Annotated in this window: 15 protein-coding genes and 1 pseudogene; 10 read left to right on the top strand and 6 right to left on the bottom strand. The window is 71.2% G+C overall.

Annotated elements, in window-relative coordinates; genetic code table 11:
- Nucleotides 1-59: 59 nt before the first annotated feature.
- Nucleotides 60-737 (top strand): PAQR family membrane homeostasis protein TrhA, encoded by a 678-nt coding sequence (gene trhA, locus IEY17_RS01945; RefSeq protein WP_346072520.1) that lies wholly within the window; start codon nt 60-62, stop codon nt 735-737.
- Between the two features lie 410 nt (nt 738-1,147).
- Here the strand turns inward: trhA and IEY17_RS01940 are convergent, their stop codons facing one another.
- Nucleotides 1,148-1,741 carry a hypothetical protein gene (locus tag IEY17_RS01940; RefSeq protein ID WP_188984726.1) on the bottom strand — a complete coding sequence of 198 codons (594 nt, stop codon included), beginning with the start codon at nt 1,739-1,741 and terminating at the stop codon, nt 1,148-1,150.
- Nucleotides 1,742-1,867: 126 nt separating this feature from the next.
- Nucleotides 1,868-3,892 carry a thioredoxin domain-containing protein gene (locus IEY17_RS01935; protein ID WP_188984724.1) on the bottom strand — a complete coding sequence of 675 codons (2,025 nt, stop codon included), beginning with the start codon at nt 3,890-3,892 and terminating at the stop codon, nt 1,868-1,870.
- Nucleotides 3,893-4,089: 197 nt separating this feature from the next.
- On the opposite strand from IEY17_RS01935, the gene IEY17_RS01930 reads away from it, so the two are divergent.
- The 8 genes from IEY17_RS01930 (at nt 4,090) to IEY17_RS01900 (ending at nt 11,963) form a co-directional block, all read left to right on the top strand.
- The gene (locus IEY17_RS01930) at nt 4,090-5,550 is read left to right on the top strand and encodes an extracellular solute-binding protein (protein ID WP_188984722.1); all 1,461 of its coding nucleotides are present in this window, start codon (nt 4,090-4,092) and stop codon (nt 5,548-5,550) included.
- Nucleotides 5,547-6,476: a carbohydrate ABC transporter permease gene (locus IEY17_RS01925; protein WP_188984720.1), complete on the top strand. Its 930-nt coding sequence runs from the start codon at nt 5,547-5,549 to the stop codon at nt 6,474-6,476. The genes IEY17_RS01930 and IEY17_RS01925 overlap by 4 nt, the downstream gene beginning before the upstream one ends.
- Nucleotides 6,473-7,330 carry a carbohydrate ABC transporter permease gene (locus tag IEY17_RS01920; RefSeq protein ID WP_188984718.1) on the top strand — a complete coding sequence of 286 codons (858 nt, stop codon included), beginning with the start codon at nt 6,473-6,475 and terminating at the stop codon, nt 7,328-7,330. Before IEY17_RS01925 ends, IEY17_RS01920 begins: the two co-directional genes overlap by 4 nt.
- A 5-nt stretch (nt 7,331-7,335) precedes the next feature.
- Nucleotides 7,336-8,349, top strand: a complete 1,014-nt coding sequence (locus IEY17_RS01915) for an NAD(P)-dependent alcohol dehydrogenase (protein WP_188985320.1) — start codon at nt 7,336-7,338, stop codon at nt 8,347-8,349.
- Between the two features lie 12 nt (nt 8,350-8,361).
- Nucleotides 8,362-8,484: a hypothetical protein gene (locus IEY17_RS25720; RefSeq protein ID WP_268240278.1), complete on the top strand. Its 123-nt coding sequence runs from the start codon at nt 8,362-8,364 to the stop codon at nt 8,482-8,484.
- Nucleotides 8,484-9,284: a DeoR/GlpR family DNA-binding transcription regulator gene (locus tag IEY17_RS01910; protein ID WP_188984716.1), complete on the top strand. Its 801-nt coding sequence runs from the start codon at nt 8,484-8,486 to the stop codon at nt 9,282-9,284. The genes IEY17_RS25720 and IEY17_RS01910 overlap by 1 nt, the downstream gene beginning before the upstream one ends.
- A 97-nt stretch (nt 9,285-9,381) precedes the next feature.
- Nucleotides 9,382-10,764, top strand: coding sequence for a xylulokinase (gene xylB, locus IEY17_RS01905; protein ID WP_188984714.1), 1,383 nt, complete (start codon nt 9,382-9,384; stop codon nt 10,762-10,764).
- 131 nt (nt 10,765-10,895) lie between these two features.
- Nucleotides 10,896-11,963: an ABC transporter ATP-binding protein gene (locus tag IEY17_RS01900; RefSeq protein WP_188984712.1), complete on the top strand. Its 1,068-nt coding sequence runs from the start codon at nt 10,896-10,898 to the stop codon at nt 11,961-11,963.
- A gap of 99 nt (nt 11,964-12,062) precedes the next feature.
- Here IEY17_RS01900 and IEY17_RS01895 read toward each other — a convergent pair whose 3' ends face one another.
- The 4 genes and pseudogenes from IEY17_RS01895 to mca form a co-directional block, all read right to left on the bottom strand.
- Nucleotides 12,063-12,290, bottom strand: a complete 228-nt coding sequence (locus tag IEY17_RS01895) for a DUF397 domain-containing protein (RefSeq protein WP_188984710.1) — start codon at nt 12,288-12,290, stop codon at nt 12,063-12,065.
- A pseudogene (locus tag IEY17_RS25995) lies at nt 12,271-12,460 on the bottom strand (DUF397 domain-containing protein). Before IEY17_RS25995 ends, IEY17_RS01895 begins: the two are co-directional and overlap by 20 nt.
- 245 nt (nt 12,461-12,705) lie before the next feature.
- Nucleotides 12,706-13,017, bottom strand: coding sequence for a hypothetical protein (locus IEY17_RS01885; protein WP_188984708.1), 312 nt, complete (start codon nt 13,015-13,017; stop codon nt 12,706-12,708).
- On the bottom strand, nt 13,014-13,895 hold the full coding sequence (mca, locus tag IEY17_RS01880) for a mycothiol conjugate amidase Mca (RefSeq protein ID WP_188984706.1): 882 nt from the start codon (nt 13,893-13,895) through the stop codon (nt 13,014-13,016). The genes IEY17_RS01885 and mca overlap by 4 nt, the downstream gene beginning before the upstream one ends.
- A gap of 195 nt (nt 13,896-14,090) precedes the next feature.
- Between mca and IEY17_RS01875 the strand changes: the two genes are divergently transcribed.
- On the top strand, nt 14,091-14,528 hold the full coding sequence (locus IEY17_RS01875; RefSeq protein WP_229679756.1) for a DUF4307 domain-containing protein: 438 nt from the start codon (nt 14,091-14,093) through the stop codon (nt 14,526-14,528).
- Nucleotides 14,529-14,597 lie beyond the last annotated feature (69 nt).

Below are 14,597 nucleotides of genomic sequence, written 5' to 3'. Positions count from 1 at the left end.
CCGCCGAACGCGGCACAGGTCACCTTCCGCTGAACCTACGGTCCCGTAGCCTCGAACCCGTGACCAACGCCCTCACCGCTCGCCGCCCGAACGCGCTCGTCAAGCCACGGATGCGCGGCTGGATTCACCTGTGGTCGCTGGTGGTGTCCGTCGTCGCCGGTGCCGTGCTCATCTCGCTGGCCGCAGCCACCGTCTCGACCGCCGCCGCGGTCGGCACCTCCGTCTACGTCGCGACCGTGCTCGGCCTGTTCGGCGTCAGCGCCCTGTACCACCGCAAGACGTGGAAGACCATCGGCGCCCGCACCTGGATGCGGCGACTGGACCACTCGATGATCTTCCTGTTCATCGCCGGGACGTACACGCCGTTCGCGATGGTCGCCATGCAGCCGACGACGGGCGCGGTGGTGCTCGCGGTCGTCTGGGGTGGCGCGCTGGGCGGTGTGGTGCTCAAGCTGGCGTGGCCGAACGCGCCGCGCTGGGTGGGTGTCCCGGTGTACATCGCCCTGGGTTGGGTGGCGATCTTCGTGCTGCCCGACCTGCTGCACAACGCCGGGGTCGCCGCGCTGGTGCTGCTGCTGGTGGGCGGCCTGCTCTACACCGCCGGGGCGATCTTCTACGCGTCCCGCTGGCCGGACCCGTGGCCGAAGACCTTCGGCTACCACGAGTTCTTCCACGCGGCCGTTTCGCTGGCGGCGCTCTGCCACCACGTGGCAATCTGGCTCGCCCTCTACGCGTGAGAACACGCGCGCCGCGGGTAGTGGATCACTACTCCGGACAGGTGCTCCGCGCCCGCGCAGGGCCGCCCGACTCCTCGTCACCTGATCGGGAGATCGCTACGCTCGGCCGTACCTCTTCGCGGAGGTTGCACCCCCGGTCGACTTGCCGGGGGTTCCGGCGAAGAGGCTCCTTCCCCGAGAAAACCCCAGTCCCCAACGAGAGAACCCCAGTTCCCAGATCTAGGCAGACTTGGAACTCGTCACCGGCGAAACGCCGGACGACGTGGCGGCGGTCGTTGACGGCTACGGCTACGGCGGTCGGCTGCCCAGAAACCAGGGTCGGTGCTGCGCCGACGCTCGCTGACGGGACGGTTCCCGTCACACGTTGTTGCTTGGGCGAAGATGCCCTTCGCGGTGACCGGATCGTGTGCTCAGAGCCCTTCCGGGCCACGGTTGCGCAGGTCGTCGACCTTGGCGAGCGCCTCGCGCAGTTGACCGAGCCATTCCTCGGTGTGGTGGCCGACCAGGCGCACCGCCCAGGCGAGGGCTTCCGAGCGGGATCGGGCGATGCCCGCATCGACCAGGGTGTCCAGCACCCGCCGCTCCGGTTGGTGCAGCCGGGTCATCACCGGCACGGACAGCGTCGTGAACAGCTCCTCGGTGTCGCCGAGCCGCGCGCCCCAGGCGACCTTGCGCCCGTAGCGGTGTTCCGCCTGGCGGGCGATCTCGATGCGCTGTTCGCGGGTTTCCTCGCGGAACCGGGCGATCCGGCCGCTCTCCGCGGCGGCGCGTTCGGCGTCGTCGGCGAAATCGCCTTCGACCGGCGGGAGTTCACCAACGACCACGATCTCCTCGCGGTCCACGGTGACCGTCGGTGCGCTGGTGAACCAGCCCTCCGGGAGCCGCCCGGTGAACCAGGCCAGCGCGTCGTCGGCGGCCGGCGGTTCGGGTCGCCGTCCCCGGCCGCCGCCGGCCCAGGGCGGTCCACCGCGGCCGCGTGCTGTTCGGCGGAATCTGGGATGCATCGTCACCACCTCCTATTACAGGATTACACGATTACAACCCAGGTGGGCGCTGGTCCGCTCAGGGCTGAATCGGGCGTCGCGCATGCAGACCCGCCAGGTCGGGGCCGAGCCCCGCGGGCGCCGGGGTCAGCGGGTGAGAGTTGCGGTGAGGTCGTCGACGGTCGTCACCGGGCGGTCGCAGACGTAGCCCCGGCAGACGTACGCCGCCGCGGCTCCGTCGACCAGCGGCCGCCCCGCCAGCAGCGGCACGCCGGCCGTCTCCGGCTCCCCGGCCAGCGCCACGGCTCCGCCGGGTGCCGCGCGCCGGGCCGCGGCGATCAGCGCCGCGCGGTCGGCGTCGTCGGCTGCGCCGACCACCGCGACCTGCAGCGGCCCGTGGGCACGGGCTTCGGCGACGCTGAGCCAGTGCCCTGCGAAGCGGGGCGCGCGTTGCGCGAGGAGCCCGGCGCGCGAGAGCGCCTGCTCCGCGGCGGTGCGGTAGCGCGCGGTGGCGTCGGCCCCGGCGAGCGCAGCGGCGGTGAGCAGGGCGGAGGCGAGCGCCGAGGCCCCGGCGGGGCTGGCGTTGTCGGTGGGGTCGGACGGGCGGCGGACGAGGGTTTCGGCGTCGGCGGCGGTGTCGTGGTACATGCCGGGGTGCTGCGCGTCGGCGAACTTCTCGAGCGCGGTGTCCAGCAGCGAGCACGCGGCGTCGAGCCAGCGGGGCTCGCCGGTCGCCTGGTGCAGGGAGAGCAGGCCGTCGGCGAGGCAGGCGTAGTCCTCCAGCACCGCGTCCGCCGGTCCGACCACGCCGTCACGGGAGGCGCGGCGCAACCGGCCGTCCACCAGGTGCCGTCGCAGCAGGAGGTCGGCCGCGGCGGCCGCGGCGTCGAGCCAGGCCGGTTCGTCGAGCGTCGTGGCCGCTTCGGCCAGCGCGGTGATCGCCATGCCGTTCCAGGCGGTGACGACCTTGTCGTCCCGGGCGGGTTGGGGGCGCCGGTCGCGGGCGTCGCGGAGGGCCTCGCGGACCCGCCGGAACCGGGTCTGGTCCCCGGGGTCGCGCCTGAGCTGGAGGGTCGAGGTGCCGTGTTCGAAGGTGCCGGTCGCGGTGACCTCGAACAGCTCCGCCGCCCAGTCCCCGTCGGACTGGCCGAGCACGTCGCGCAGCTGGTCGGGCGTCCACACGTAGGTGAGCCCTTCGACGCCTTCGGTGTCGGCGTCCAGCGACGCGGCGAACCCGCCTTCCGGGGTGCGCAGATCGCGCAGCAGGAACTCCGCGGTCTCCCGGGCGATCCGCGCGCCGAGCGGGTTGCCGAGGCGGGCCAGGTGCGCGTACACCCGCAACAGCAACGCGTTGTCGTACAGCATCTTCTCGAAGTGCGGCACGACCCACGCGGAATCCACGCTGTAGCGCGCGAATCCGCCCGCCAGCTGGTCGTACACGCCACCGCGGGCCATCGCCTCGCAGGTGCCCTCGACCATCTCCAGCGCGGAGTGCCCGCTGCCGGACGAACCGACGCGTTCGTGGTGGCGCAGCAGGAACTCCAGTACCATCGACGGCGGGAACTTCGGCGCCCCGCCGAATCCGCCGTGGTCGGCGTCGAACTCGGCGTGCAGTCGGGAAACCGCGCCCGCGAGCACGTCTTCGTCCAAAATGGACTCGGGTAGCGGCGCGCGCTGCGCGCTCAGCTGCTCCACCACCCGCGCGGCGGCCTTACGGACCTCGGCACCGCGCCCCTGCCATGCCTGCACCACCGCGTCCAGCAGCTGGCGGAACGACGGCATGCCCGCCCTCGGCTCCACCGGGTAGTAGGTGCCGCAGTGGAACGGTTCGCCGTCGGGGGTGAGGAAGCAGGTCATCGGCCAGCCGCCCTGGCCGGTCATGGCCTGGGTGGCCTCCATGTAGACGGCGTCGATGTCCGGGCGTTCCTCGCGGTCCACCTTGATGTTGACGAAGTGGTCGTTCATCAGCCGGGCCGTCTCGGCGTCCTCGAACGACTCGTGCGCCATGACGTGGCACCAGTGGCAGGCCGCGTAGCCGATGGACAGCAGAACCGGCACGTCCCGCCGCCGGGCCTCCGCGAACGCCTCCGGCGTCCACGGCCACCAGTCGACCGGGTTGTCGGCGTGCTGGAGCAGGTAGGGGCTGGTCGCATCTGCAAGCCGGTTCGCCATGGGCCCAGCGTAGAGCCGAGGCGCTGCGGGCTCATGCCCGCGCGGGGACTACTCCGTTCGTGGCGGCAGCTGCCCGAAGGTCTCCCATTTCTTGCTCGATTAAGGGCAAACTTCTCGGAAAACGTGTTAATAGACGGTTGCATCTCTGCTAATAATGACGGCCATCGCTGCGGCTCGACCCCGCAAGGAGAGACACCATGACCAAGCCGAGGCTCAGCCGCCGACGGCTGTTGCGCGGCGCCGTCGCCGGCGGTGCCGCGCTCGCCGCCGGCGGGCTGCTCGGCGGCTGCACGGCGCGCCAGGACGCGCGGCGGCTGGCCACCGACGACCGCTGGCGCCAGTTCGCCGGCACCACGCTGAACTTCATTTCCGAGAACACCGCGCCGACCGCGGCCATCGCCGCCGACCTGGCCCCGTTCACCGAGCTGACCGGCATCCGGGTCAACATCGTCACGCTGGAGCTGTCGGCGCTGGTGCAGAAGGTTGCGCTGGACCTCGCCTCCGGCCAGGCGCAGTACCAGGTGATCTACGCCGATCCCTACCAGGTGCTCGCGCCGTACTCGAAGGGCCTCGTTGACCTGCGCGAACTGGCCGCCGACCCGACGCTGCCCGGCGAGGTCGCCGACTTCGCCGACTTCGTGCCGGTGCAGCTGGACGCCACCGGCCGGTTCGGAACCGAGGACAAGGTCTTCGCGCTGCCCTACGACAGCCCCACGATGATCTGGCAGTACCGCGCGGACCTGTTCGACAAGCACCACGACCGGATGGCCGCCGACCTGGGCTTCGACCCGACGCCCGGCGACGACACCACGTGGGAGCAGTACCTGGCGATCGCCCGCTGGTTCAACGACAACACCGACGACGTCCGCTACGGCACCGGGCACCAGGCCAAGCAGCACGACTCGCTGATGTGCGACTTCTCCAACGTGCTGTGGGCGCACGGCGGCGACTACTTCGCCAACGGCTTCGAGGTCGGCCGCATCGGCGCGGTGGAGCCCGGCCGCTGCCTGCTCGCCGAGGACCGTGCCATCGAGGCCGCCGCCTTCTACCAGCGCCTGCTGTCGGTGGCCGACCCGGCGTCGCGGACCTGGGACTGGGACGGCCTGGGGGCCGCCTTCCGCGCCGGGCGCATCGCGATGTGCCCGAACTGGCACGAGTACGCGGCCAACAACGAGGCGGTGCTGCCCGGCCGGGTCGGGTACGCGCGCCTGCCCCGCGGGCCGCGGCGCTCGGCGAACATCTTCGGCGGCACCGGCATCGGGATCAGCGCCAACACGCTGCCCAACGAGCGCGGCGCGGCCTGGCTGTTCGTGAACTGGGCGACGGCGCGGGACGTGCAGCTGCGCAACCTGCAGAGCGAGGCCGGTGGCGGCACCCCCACCCGCACGTCCGTCTACGAGCTGCCGGAGGTGCGTGCGGCCGAGCAGCGCCCCTCGGCGATGCCGAACATGCTCACCGCCGGCGCGGTGCGGCAGGCGTGGAAACCGGAGAACGCCGGGCTGCGGCCGAAGATTCCGATGTGGAACGAGTGCGACACCGCGATCTACACGCAGCTGTCGCGGATGCTCGTCGGCGACGCGACGCCCGAGGAGGCGATGCGGGAGACCGCCGAGCGCATCGACCGCATCACGGCCCGGGGGTGGGTGGCGGCAGGATGAGCCTGACGATCGAGAGGACCGCCGCACCGGAGCGGATCGCGCAGTCCCCGCGCCCGAAGCGCCGGTGGCTCAGCTTCGAGGGGAAGCTGCTCACGCCGGGCGTCGCGCTGCTCGCCGCGTTGAGCATCGTGCCGTTCGTGACGATGGTGGCGATGAGCTTCACCCACGTCCGGCTGCTGGGTGGGGTCCGCCTGGAGTGGGCCGGGCTGACCAACTGGGTGCGCCTGTTCACCGACCCGGACCTGGGCTGGAACTGGGTGCGCACCGGGCTGTTCTTCGCCGCGACGCTCGGCCTGGAGATGCTGCTGGGCCTGCTGTTCGCGCTGTGCATGTGGCGGCTGCTACGGGGCCGCAACGCGGTGCTGAGCCTGTTTTTGCTGCCGATGTTCGTGGCCCCGGCGATCGTGGGCCTGCTGGGGCGGTTCCTCACCGACTCCACGTTCGGCCTCTACGCCTGGGTGCTGCGGCAGCTCGGCTACACCGGCGACATCCTCGGCGGGAAGGTCTCCTCGTTCGTCGCGGTGGTGGCGATGGACGTCTGGGAGTGGACGCCGCTAATCGCGTTGATCGCGCTCGCCGGGCTGTCCTCGGTGCCGCTGAGCCTGCGGGAGGCCGCCGCGCTGGACGGCGCCAACGGCTGGCAGAGCCTGCGGCACATCGTGCTGCCGTCGATCTCCAACGTGCTGCTGGTGGCGCTGCTGATCCGGTCGATGGACGCGATCCGCTACTTCGACATCATCTGGGTCACCACCGGCGGCGGCCCGGCGGACGCCACGAAGATCGTGCCGGTCCGGCTGTATGAGACCGCGTTCCGGTTCTTCGACCTCGGCTACGCGGCCACCATCGGCCTGGTGATGCTGGCCGCCTCCATCGCGATCGCCCGCGCGTTCGTGCGGATGCTGGACAAGAAGGGATTGACCCGATGAGCGCCGTGCCGGTCAGCCCGCTGGAACGCGGCAGCAGCCGGTTGCGCCTGGGCGTGTGGCTGGTGCTCGGCGCCGGTCTGCTGTGGACGCTCGTGCCGCTGCTGTGGATGCTGCTGTCGTCGTTCAAGTCCACCGCTGACGTCACCGCGGCCACCCCGCAGGTGCTGTTCACCCCGACGCTGGAGAACTACCGGAACCTGTTCAGCGGGGCCAACGACCTGACGCCCTACATCGTGCACAGCGTGCTGGCGGCCGTGATCTCCGCGGTGCTGGCCGTCGCGCTGGGCGCTCCCGCCGGATACGGGCTGGCGCGCACCCGGATGCGCGGCAAGAAGCACCTGTCGTTCTGGATCATCTCGACCCGGATGGCCCCGATCGCGGCGGTGGTGCTGCCGCTGTTCCTGATGTTCCGCCAGGTGGGGCTGATCGACTCGGTGCCCGGGCTGGTGCTGGCGTACCTGACCTTCGACCTGCCGTTCGCGATCTGGTTGATGAGCGCGTTCTTCGCCGAGCTGCCGCCGTCGCTGGAGGAGTCGGCGCAGGTCGAGGGGTGCACCCGGTGGCAGGCGTTCTGGCACGTGGTGCTGCCGCTGACCCGCTCGGGCCTGGTCACCACGTTCGTGCTGTGCCTGGTGTTCGCCTGGAACGACTACGCGTTCGCGCTGGTGTTCAGCGGCCCGAACTCGCAGACGCTGCCGATCGCGGCGAACCAGCTGGTCACCCAGGCCGGGATCGACTGGGGCCAGCTCACCGCGATCGGGACGTTCGTGGTGGTGCCGATGGTTCTGGCGGGACTTGCCGTGCGCCGGTGGTTGGTCACCGGCCTGACCTTGGGAGCAGTGACAGGCGAATGAAGACCATGCGCGCGTCGGTGCTGCGCGGGGTGCGGGACATCGCGCTGGAGGAGCGCCCGGTGCCCAAGCCGGGCCCGCGGGAGGTGCTCGTGCAGGTCACCTCGGTCGGCACCTGCGGCTCGGACACGCACTACTACGAGCACGGCCGGATCGGCTCGTTCGTGGTCGACGGGCCGTTGGTCCTCGGGCACGAGGCCGGTGGGGTGGTCGTCGCCCGCGGCTCCGCGGCGACCCGGCACGCGCTGGGGCAGCGGGTCGCCGTGGAGCCGGGGGTGCCGTGCTTCACCTGCCCGCAGTGCCGCGGCGGGCGCTACAACCTGTGCCCGGACATGCGGTTCTTCGCCACCCCGCCGATTGACGGCGCGTTCTGCGAGTACGTCGCGGTGCACGAGGACTTCGCCTACGCGGTGCCGGACTCGATCTCCGACGACGCGGCCGGCCTGCTGGAACCGCTGTCGGTCGGGGTGTGGGCGTGCCGCAGGGGGCGGGTCGGCCCGGGCGCGCGGGTGCTGATCACCGGGGCCGGGCCGATCGGTCTGGTCGCCGCGCAGACCGCCCGCGCCTTCGGTGCCACCGAGGTCGTGGTCACCGACGTCAACCCGCGCCGCCTGGCGCTGGCCGCGGAGGTCGGCGCGACCGGAACCATCGACGTGCGCCAGACCGCGCTGGCCAGCAGCGGATACGTGCCGGACGTGCTGCTGGAGTGCTCCGGGGTGCCCAGCGCGGCGGCCGAGGCGATCCGCACCGTCGGCCGCGCCGGGCGGGTGGTGCTGGTCGGCATGGGCGGTGACGAGCTGGCGCTGCCGCTGTCGCACGTGCAGAACTTCGAGATCGAGCTGACGGGTACGTTCCGGTACGCCAACACCTGGCCGACGGCCATCGACCTCGCCGCGTCCGGTGCGGTGGACCTGGACCGGCTGGTCACCCACCGGTTCGGGCTCGCCGACGTGGAGCAGGCGCTCACCGCCTCCGCCCGCGACGAGGCGGCGGTGAAGGCCGTCGTGCGCCCGCAGGAGTAGGGGAGACTGCGCATGCACCCGCGTCCGGTGGCGATCTCGGTGGAGATCGAGATCGCCACCGGCGCGGATGCGCGCAGCGCCCGGCCCGCGTGGGCGTTCCAGGGCCGGGTACCCCGCACGACACTGGAGGGCTGATGGGCAGGGTGCGGCCGTCGGATGCGGTTGTCGAGCAGCGCAGGCAGAACATCCTGCGGCACGTCATCGAGCACGGCGAGGCGCGCATCGACGAGCTCGCCGAGCGGTTCGGCGTGAGCCTGATGACGATGCACCGCGACCTCGACGAGCTCGCCGAGCGCCGACTGCTGCGCAAGCTGCGCGGGCGGGTGGAGTCGTACCCGTCGTTGACGGTGGAGACCGCCACCCGCTTCCGCATCGGGTTGCACGTCGACGAGAAGGAGGCGTTGTCCGCCGCGGCGATCGACGAGGTCCGGCCGGGGATGACGGTGCTCCTCGACGACTCCAGCACGGTGTTCCCGCTGGCGCGGCGAATCGCCGAGATCGACGGGCTGACCGTGGTGACAAACTCCGTCAGCGTCGCACAGATCCTGTCCCGGGCCGGGCGCGAGGTGGTGCTGCTCGGCGGGCGCTACCGGGCCGAGTTCGACTCGTGCACGGGCCCCGACGTGCTGCGTGCGTTGTCCCGACTGCACGCCGACGTGTCGTTCATGTCGGCCACGACGATCACCAACGGCCGCCTGTTCCACCCGATCCAGGACTACGCCGACATCAAGGAGGCGATCCTTTCTTCCACGGCACGCAACGTGCTGCTGGTCGATCACTCCAAGTTCGGCAATACCGCGACGTTCGCCCACGGCGACGTGGGGTCCTACGAGGTGGTCATCACCGACGAGGGCATTCCCGAGCACGAACTGGCGGCGCTGCGCAACTTCCGCACCGAGGTCCGCGTGGTTCCGGTGCCCCCACCCGAGACGTGAGGAGGCCCCATGCGGGCAGCCGAGTCCGACAACGAGGAAACGTGATGGGCGAAACCCTGCTGCGTGCGGATGTCCCGCACGACACCGAGGAGGTGCGATGAGCCTGGTCGCCGGGGTCGACTCCTCCACCCAGTCGACGAAGGTCGTGGTCTGCGACGGTGACACCGGGCAGGTGGTGCGGGAGGGCCGCGCCCCGCACCCGGACGGCACGGTCGCCGACCCGCAGGACTGGTGGCACGCGCTGACGGTCGCCACCGACGGTCTGCTGGACGACGTCGCCGCGATCGGAATCGCCGCCCAGCAGCACGGCATGGTGGCGCTGGACGAGCGCGGCGAGGTGGTGCGCCCGGCGCTGCTGTGGAACGACAACCGCTCGGCGCGGGCGGCGGTGGAGCTGACCGAGGAGCTCGGCGGCCCGCAATCCTGCGCCGACGCGATCGGCAGCGTCCCGGTGGCCAGCATGACCGTCACCAAGCTGCGGTGGATGGCCGAGCACGAGCCCGAACTGGCCGACCGCGTCACCGACGTCCTGCTGCCGCACGACTGGCTGACCTGGCGGCTGACCGGCGAGTTCGTCACCGACCGCGGCGACGCCTCCGGCACCGGCTACTGGTCGCCGCGCGAGGGCCGGTACCGCACCGACGTGCTGGCGACCGCCTTCGGCGGCCGGACGCCACGGACGCCACGTGTGCTCGCGCCGGCCGAGGCCGCGGGCCGTACCCCCGAAGGGCGGCTCGTCTCGGCCGGGACCGGCGACAACATGGGTGCCGCGCTCGGGCTGGGGATCGGGCCCGGTGACGTGGTGGTGTCGCTGGGCACCAGCGGCACGGTGTTCGCGTCGGTGGACCGGCCAAGCGCCGACGCCACCGGCACGATCGCCGGTTTCGCCGACGCGGCGGGCGGTTTCCTGCCGTTGGTGTGCACGCTCAACGCGGCCCGGGTGCTCACCGCGACGGCGGCGCTGCTGGGCGTCGGGTTGGCGGAGTTCGACCAGCTCGCGTGCCAGGCGCCGCCGGGTGCGGGCGGGTTGGCGCTGCTGCCGTACCTGGACGGCGAGCGCACCCCGACCCTGCCGGACGCCAGCGGCACCCTCGTCGGCCTGCGCCGGGACAACATGACGCCGCAGAACCTCGCGCGCGCGGCCGTGGAGGGGATGTTGTGCGGCGTGGCCGCCGGGGTGGACGCGTTGCGCGCGCAGGGCGTCGAGCTGCGGCGCGTGCTGCTCATCGGCGGCGCGGCCCAGTCGGCCGCGGTGCAGCTGGCCGCGCCGCAGGTGTTCGGGGTGCCGGTGGTGGTACCCGAGCCCGCCGAGTACGTGGCGCGCGGAGCGGCCCGGCAGGCGGCCTGGGCGCTGGCGGGGTCCGCGAACCCGCCGGAGTGGGCGCTGGCGGGCACCGCGGCTCTGGAGGTGACCGACCCGGCCGCGGGCGAGCAGATCCGGGCCCAGCACGCGCAGGCGTTCACGCAGGTCCACGGCTGAGGATGTCGATTCCAGGGAAATCGCGATTTTCGGTTTCGGCAATCGCGGACGGGTCGGGGTCCGTTCTCCCCGGCACCGCAGCGGGACGGGGGTTCCCACTCCCGCGATCTCTACAGCGAAGGGAAGGCAGCATGGCAACCATCACCTACGACCGGGCGACCCGGCGCTACCCGGGGTCTCCGCAACCCGCGGTCGACGCTCTGGACCTGGAGATCGCCGATGGCGAGTTCCTGGTCCTGGTCGGCCCGTCCGGCTGCGGCAAGTCGACGAGCCTGCGGATGCTCGCCGGTCTGGAGGACGTCGACGAGGGTGCGATACGCATCGGGGACCGCGACGTCACGCACCTCGCCCCGCGGGACCGCGACATCGCGATGGTCTTCCAGAACTACGCGCTGTATCCGCACATGTCGGTCGCCGAGAACATGGGCTTCGCGCTGAAGATCGCCGGGATGTCCAAAGCTGACATCCGGGCGCGGGTCGAGCAGGCGGCGAAGCTGCTGGACCTGGAGCCGTTCCTGGACCGCAAGCCCAAGGCGCTGTCCGGCGGCCAGCGGCAGCGGGTGGCCATGGGGCGGGCGATCGTGCGCGAACCTCAGGTGTTCCTGATGGACGAGCCACTGTCCAATCTGGACGCCAAGCTGCGGACCTCCACCCGCGCGCAGATCTCCGCGCTGCAGCGGCGCCTCGGCGTGACCACCGTCTACGTCACGCACGACCAGGTGGAGGCCATGACGATGGGCGACCGCGTGGCGGTGCTGCGCGACGGTGTGCTCCAGCAGTGCGACACCCCGCGAGCGCTGTACGAGCGGCCGGTGAACTCCTTCGTCGCGGGCTTCATCGGGTCGCCGCCGATGAACCTGTGCAATGCCCAGCTGGTCGACGGCGGGGCGGAGTTCGGCGGCTCGGTCGTCCCGCTGCCGCGTGAGGCGCTCGCAGCGGCGGGCCCGGAGCGGACGGTTCTGCTCGGGTTCCGGCCGGAGTCCCTGGAGATCAACACGGAGGGCATCCCGGTCGAACTCGACCTCGTCGAGGAACTCGGCGCGGAGGCCCTCTGCCACGGCCGCGTGGGCGAGGAACGGGTCATCGTCCGCGTCGACGGCCGGCGCGCCCCGAAGACGGGCGAGACGATCCACGTCCGAATCCGCCCGGGCGAGCACCACGTCTTCTCCGCGACCACGGGTGACCGCCTGGCCGCCTGACCACCACCCGGCCGAAAGGCCGAAAGGTGAGTGGTCAGCTCCCGCGCAACTGACCTCCTGAGTGGGGGCGCTGCCGCACGGTTGCGCCCCCACCCGCGATCAACGGTCCAGTCGGCCAGCCCTGACGCTGGCGAGGAAGCCGCTCCAGGCGTCAGCCGACAACAACAGGATCGGGCTGCGCTCGCCCAACTTCGAGTCCCGGACGCCCATCACCCCACTACCACGAGCGACTTCCACACAGGCGCTCTGAGTGCTCCTGCTGGACTTCCGCCAGGTCGTCGGTAGGAAGGCCGTTGCGTTGCCTGCTTCACCGCACAGGTCGATCACCCTTCACCTTGGCGAGAAACGCGCTCCAAGCCCGCCGGTTCACGCGTAACGTGCCGCCGTCGCGATCCTTGGTGTCGCGGATGTAGGTCTCGCTCTCACCGATGGCGCTCCACGCACTCGTTCGCGCCGCTTCCGCTGCGGCTGCTCTTGCGCCACTTCAGGTCGTTCATCCCAACGCCTTCGCTAGGCAGTGGATCAGGTCCGTGGTCTCGTCCGGCTGCAACGCGGACGAGGCGATCTCCTCGAACACGACGGAGAAATCACGTCATTTGTAATTCTCCACCCGAAGCCCCACCTGCGGCGTACTCCAGACAGACGGTGTACCGACACGGCGCACGGTGATTTCTCCCCCGGAAAGCAGTCGGGGTCATCCGGTACGCCGGATGACCCCGCTGCTCGCCTCCTGGCCCCCTCGCTAGGGGGCTTTTCCTTCGTCTGGCTTCGCCTCGTCCTCCGCCGCAGGCTCCTCGGACTTTGCCGCCTCGGCTCGCTTCGCGCGGGCCGGGGCCGCCGCGGCCGCCTTCTCCGCGTCGAAAACCACCGGAACCTTCTTCAGGTGCTTGGTCATCGAGCGGACCAGGAACACCACCGCGATCCCGAACACGACCAGCAGCAGCAGCCCCACCGGGGAGGACTTGCCGAAGTCCTCGCCCTGCCCGCCCGGGTCACCGGGCGGCGGAGTCGGGGCCTGCGCCAGGACGAGGGCCACCGTTTCCCGTGCACTCATGCGCACACCTTCTCCTGCACGCCGGAGAACAGGTCGTCCTCCGGCAACGTGGTGTCGACCAGCGAACGCACCAGCTCGTAGTCCTCGTGCGGCCACAGCTCCCGCTGGAGGTCCAGCGGGACCGCGAACCAGCGGCTCGTCGGATCGATCTGGGTCGCGTGGGCGCGCAACGCGTCGTCCCGCTGCTCAAAGTATTCCCCACACGGGACCCGCGTGGTGACCCGCTCGTCCGGGTCGGGGCGGCTGGGGTCCCACTTCGCCAGCCACTCGCCGTAGGGCGACTCCATGCCGCGCTCCAGCAGCGCGTCGTGGAACACCTGCATGCGCTTGCGGGAGAAACCGTGCGAGTAATAGAGCTTCAGCGGCTGCCACGGCTCGCCCGCGTCCTGGTACAGGTCCGGGTCACCGGAGGCGTCGAAGGCCGCCACCGAGATCTCGTGGCAGCGGATGTGGTCCGGGTGCGGGTAGCCGCCGTTCTCGTCGTAGGTGATCACCACGTGCGGGCGGAACTCCCGCATCACCTTCACCAGCTCGCGCGTGGAGACCTCGATCGGCGTGGTGGCGAACACACCCTCCGGCAGCAGCGGGGGCGGGTCACCCTCCGGCAGGCCGGAGTCCACAAAGCCCAGCCACCGGTGCTGCACCCCGAGAATCTTGGCCGCCTCGGCCATCTCCTGGCGGCGGATCTCCGGCAGGTTCTCGGCCACCTCCGGGCGATCCATGGCCGGGTTCAGGATGCTGCCCGCCTCACCACCAGTGCAGGTGACCACCATCACATCGTGGCCCTCGGCCACGTAGCGCGCGGTCGTCGCGGCCCCCTTGCTGGACTCGTCATCCGGGTGCGCGTGCACCGTCATCAGCCGCAGCTTGTCCGCCATCGCCCGCTCGTCCTCCCGCGTGCAGCACCAGATCCCGAAACGCGGCCCCGCTGACAAGGCCGCAGAGCACCCCAGGGATACTCAACGTGGATGTCAGGGCCCATTGTTCCCGGTGGGTCCGACGTTCCCGGCGCCAGCCCCCACACCGCGGGCGCGGACGCCGGCGAAGACCGAAGTCGAAAGGCTACCCAGGCGGTGACGTACCAGCAGATCCCGCAGGACCGGTACGGTTCGCGTGCCCGCACGCGCCCGCGCCCGGCGCTGCGGTGGCTGCTGACGGGCGTCGTGCTCGTGGCCCTCGTGGGCGTGGCCGTGATCGGCTACAACAACCTCGGCGATCCCCCGATCCAGGGCAAGCAGGTCGCCTTCGAGGTGCTCGACGACCATTCCGTGCGCATCGTTCTGGAGGTCCAGCGCGACGACCCCGCCCGGCCCGCCGACTGCGTGGTCCGGTCCCGCGCCGAGTCCGGCGAGGAGGTCGGTCGCAAAGAAGTCCTGATCCACCCTGCGGACGGCACGACCAGGCAGGAAACTGTGTTGCGCACGTCCTCCCGAGCGATCACCGGGGAGGTGTACGGCTGCACTTACAACGTTCCTGAATATTTGTCCACCCACACGCGGCCAACTGGGTGAACACACGCGCACCACGCAGGGCGCTGGGAAAATCCGGCCCCCTGGCGTGTAGGTTTGTGCTATCGTCGA

It is taken from the genome of Saccharopolyspora thermophila, assembly GCF_014646075.1.
Taxonomy (GTDB): domain Bacteria; phylum Actinomycetota; class Actinomycetes; order Mycobacteriales; family Pseudonocardiaceae; genus Saccharopolyspora; species Saccharopolyspora thermophila.
The sequence above is the reverse complement of the archived record's forward strand: the minus strand, read 5'-3'. Positions and strand labels throughout refer to the sequence as shown.

Excerpts from the sequence above, each read along its gene's own strand:
- xylB (WP_188984714.1), top strand. The coding sequence starts at position 9,382 with ATGAGCCTGGTCGCCGGGGTCGACTCCTCCACCCAGTCGACGAAGGTC.
- IEY17_RS01925 (WP_188984720.1), top strand. The coding sequence starts at position 5,547 with ATGAGCCTGACGATCGAGAGGACCGCCGCACCGGAGCGGATCGCGCAG.
- IEY17_RS01910 (WP_188984716.1), top strand. The coding sequence starts at position 8,484 with ATGGGCAGGGTGCGGCCGTCGGATGCGGTTGTCGAGCAGCGCAGGCAG.
- mca (WP_188984706.1), bottom strand. The coding sequence starts at position 13,895 with ATGGCGGACAAGCTGCGGCTGATGACGGTGCACGCGCACCCGGATGAC.
- IEY17_RS01940 (WP_188984726.1), bottom strand. The coding sequence starts at position 1,741 with ATGCATCCCAGATTCCGCCGAACAGCACGCGGCCGCGGTGGACCGCCC.
- IEY17_RS25720 (WP_268240278.1), top strand. The coding sequence starts at position 8,362 with ATGCACCCGCGTCCGGTGGCGATCTCGGTGGAGATCGAGATCGCCACC.
- IEY17_RS01935 (WP_188984724.1), bottom strand. The coding sequence starts at position 3,892 with ATGGCGAACCGGCTTGCAGATGCGACCAGCCCCTACCTGCTCCAGCAC.
- IEY17_RS01915 (WP_188985320.1), top strand. The coding sequence starts at position 7,336 with ATGCGCGCGTCGGTGCTGCGCGGGGTGCGGGACATCGCGCTGGAGGAG.
- IEY17_RS01920 (WP_188984718.1), top strand. The coding sequence starts at position 6,473 with ATGAGCGCCGTGCCGGTCAGCCCGCTGGAACGCGGCAGCAGCCGGTTG.
- IEY17_RS01930 (WP_188984722.1), top strand. The coding sequence starts at position 4,090 with ATGACCAAGCCGAGGCTCAGCCGCCGACGGCTGTTGCGCGGCGCCGTC.
- IEY17_RS01900 (WP_188984712.1), top strand. The coding sequence starts at position 10,896 with ATGGCAACCATCACCTACGACCGGGCGACCCGGCGCTACCCGGGGTCT.
- IEY17_RS01885 (WP_188984708.1), bottom strand. The coding sequence starts at position 13,017 with ATGAGTGCACGGGAAACGGTGGCCCTCGTCCTGGCGCAGGCCCCGACT.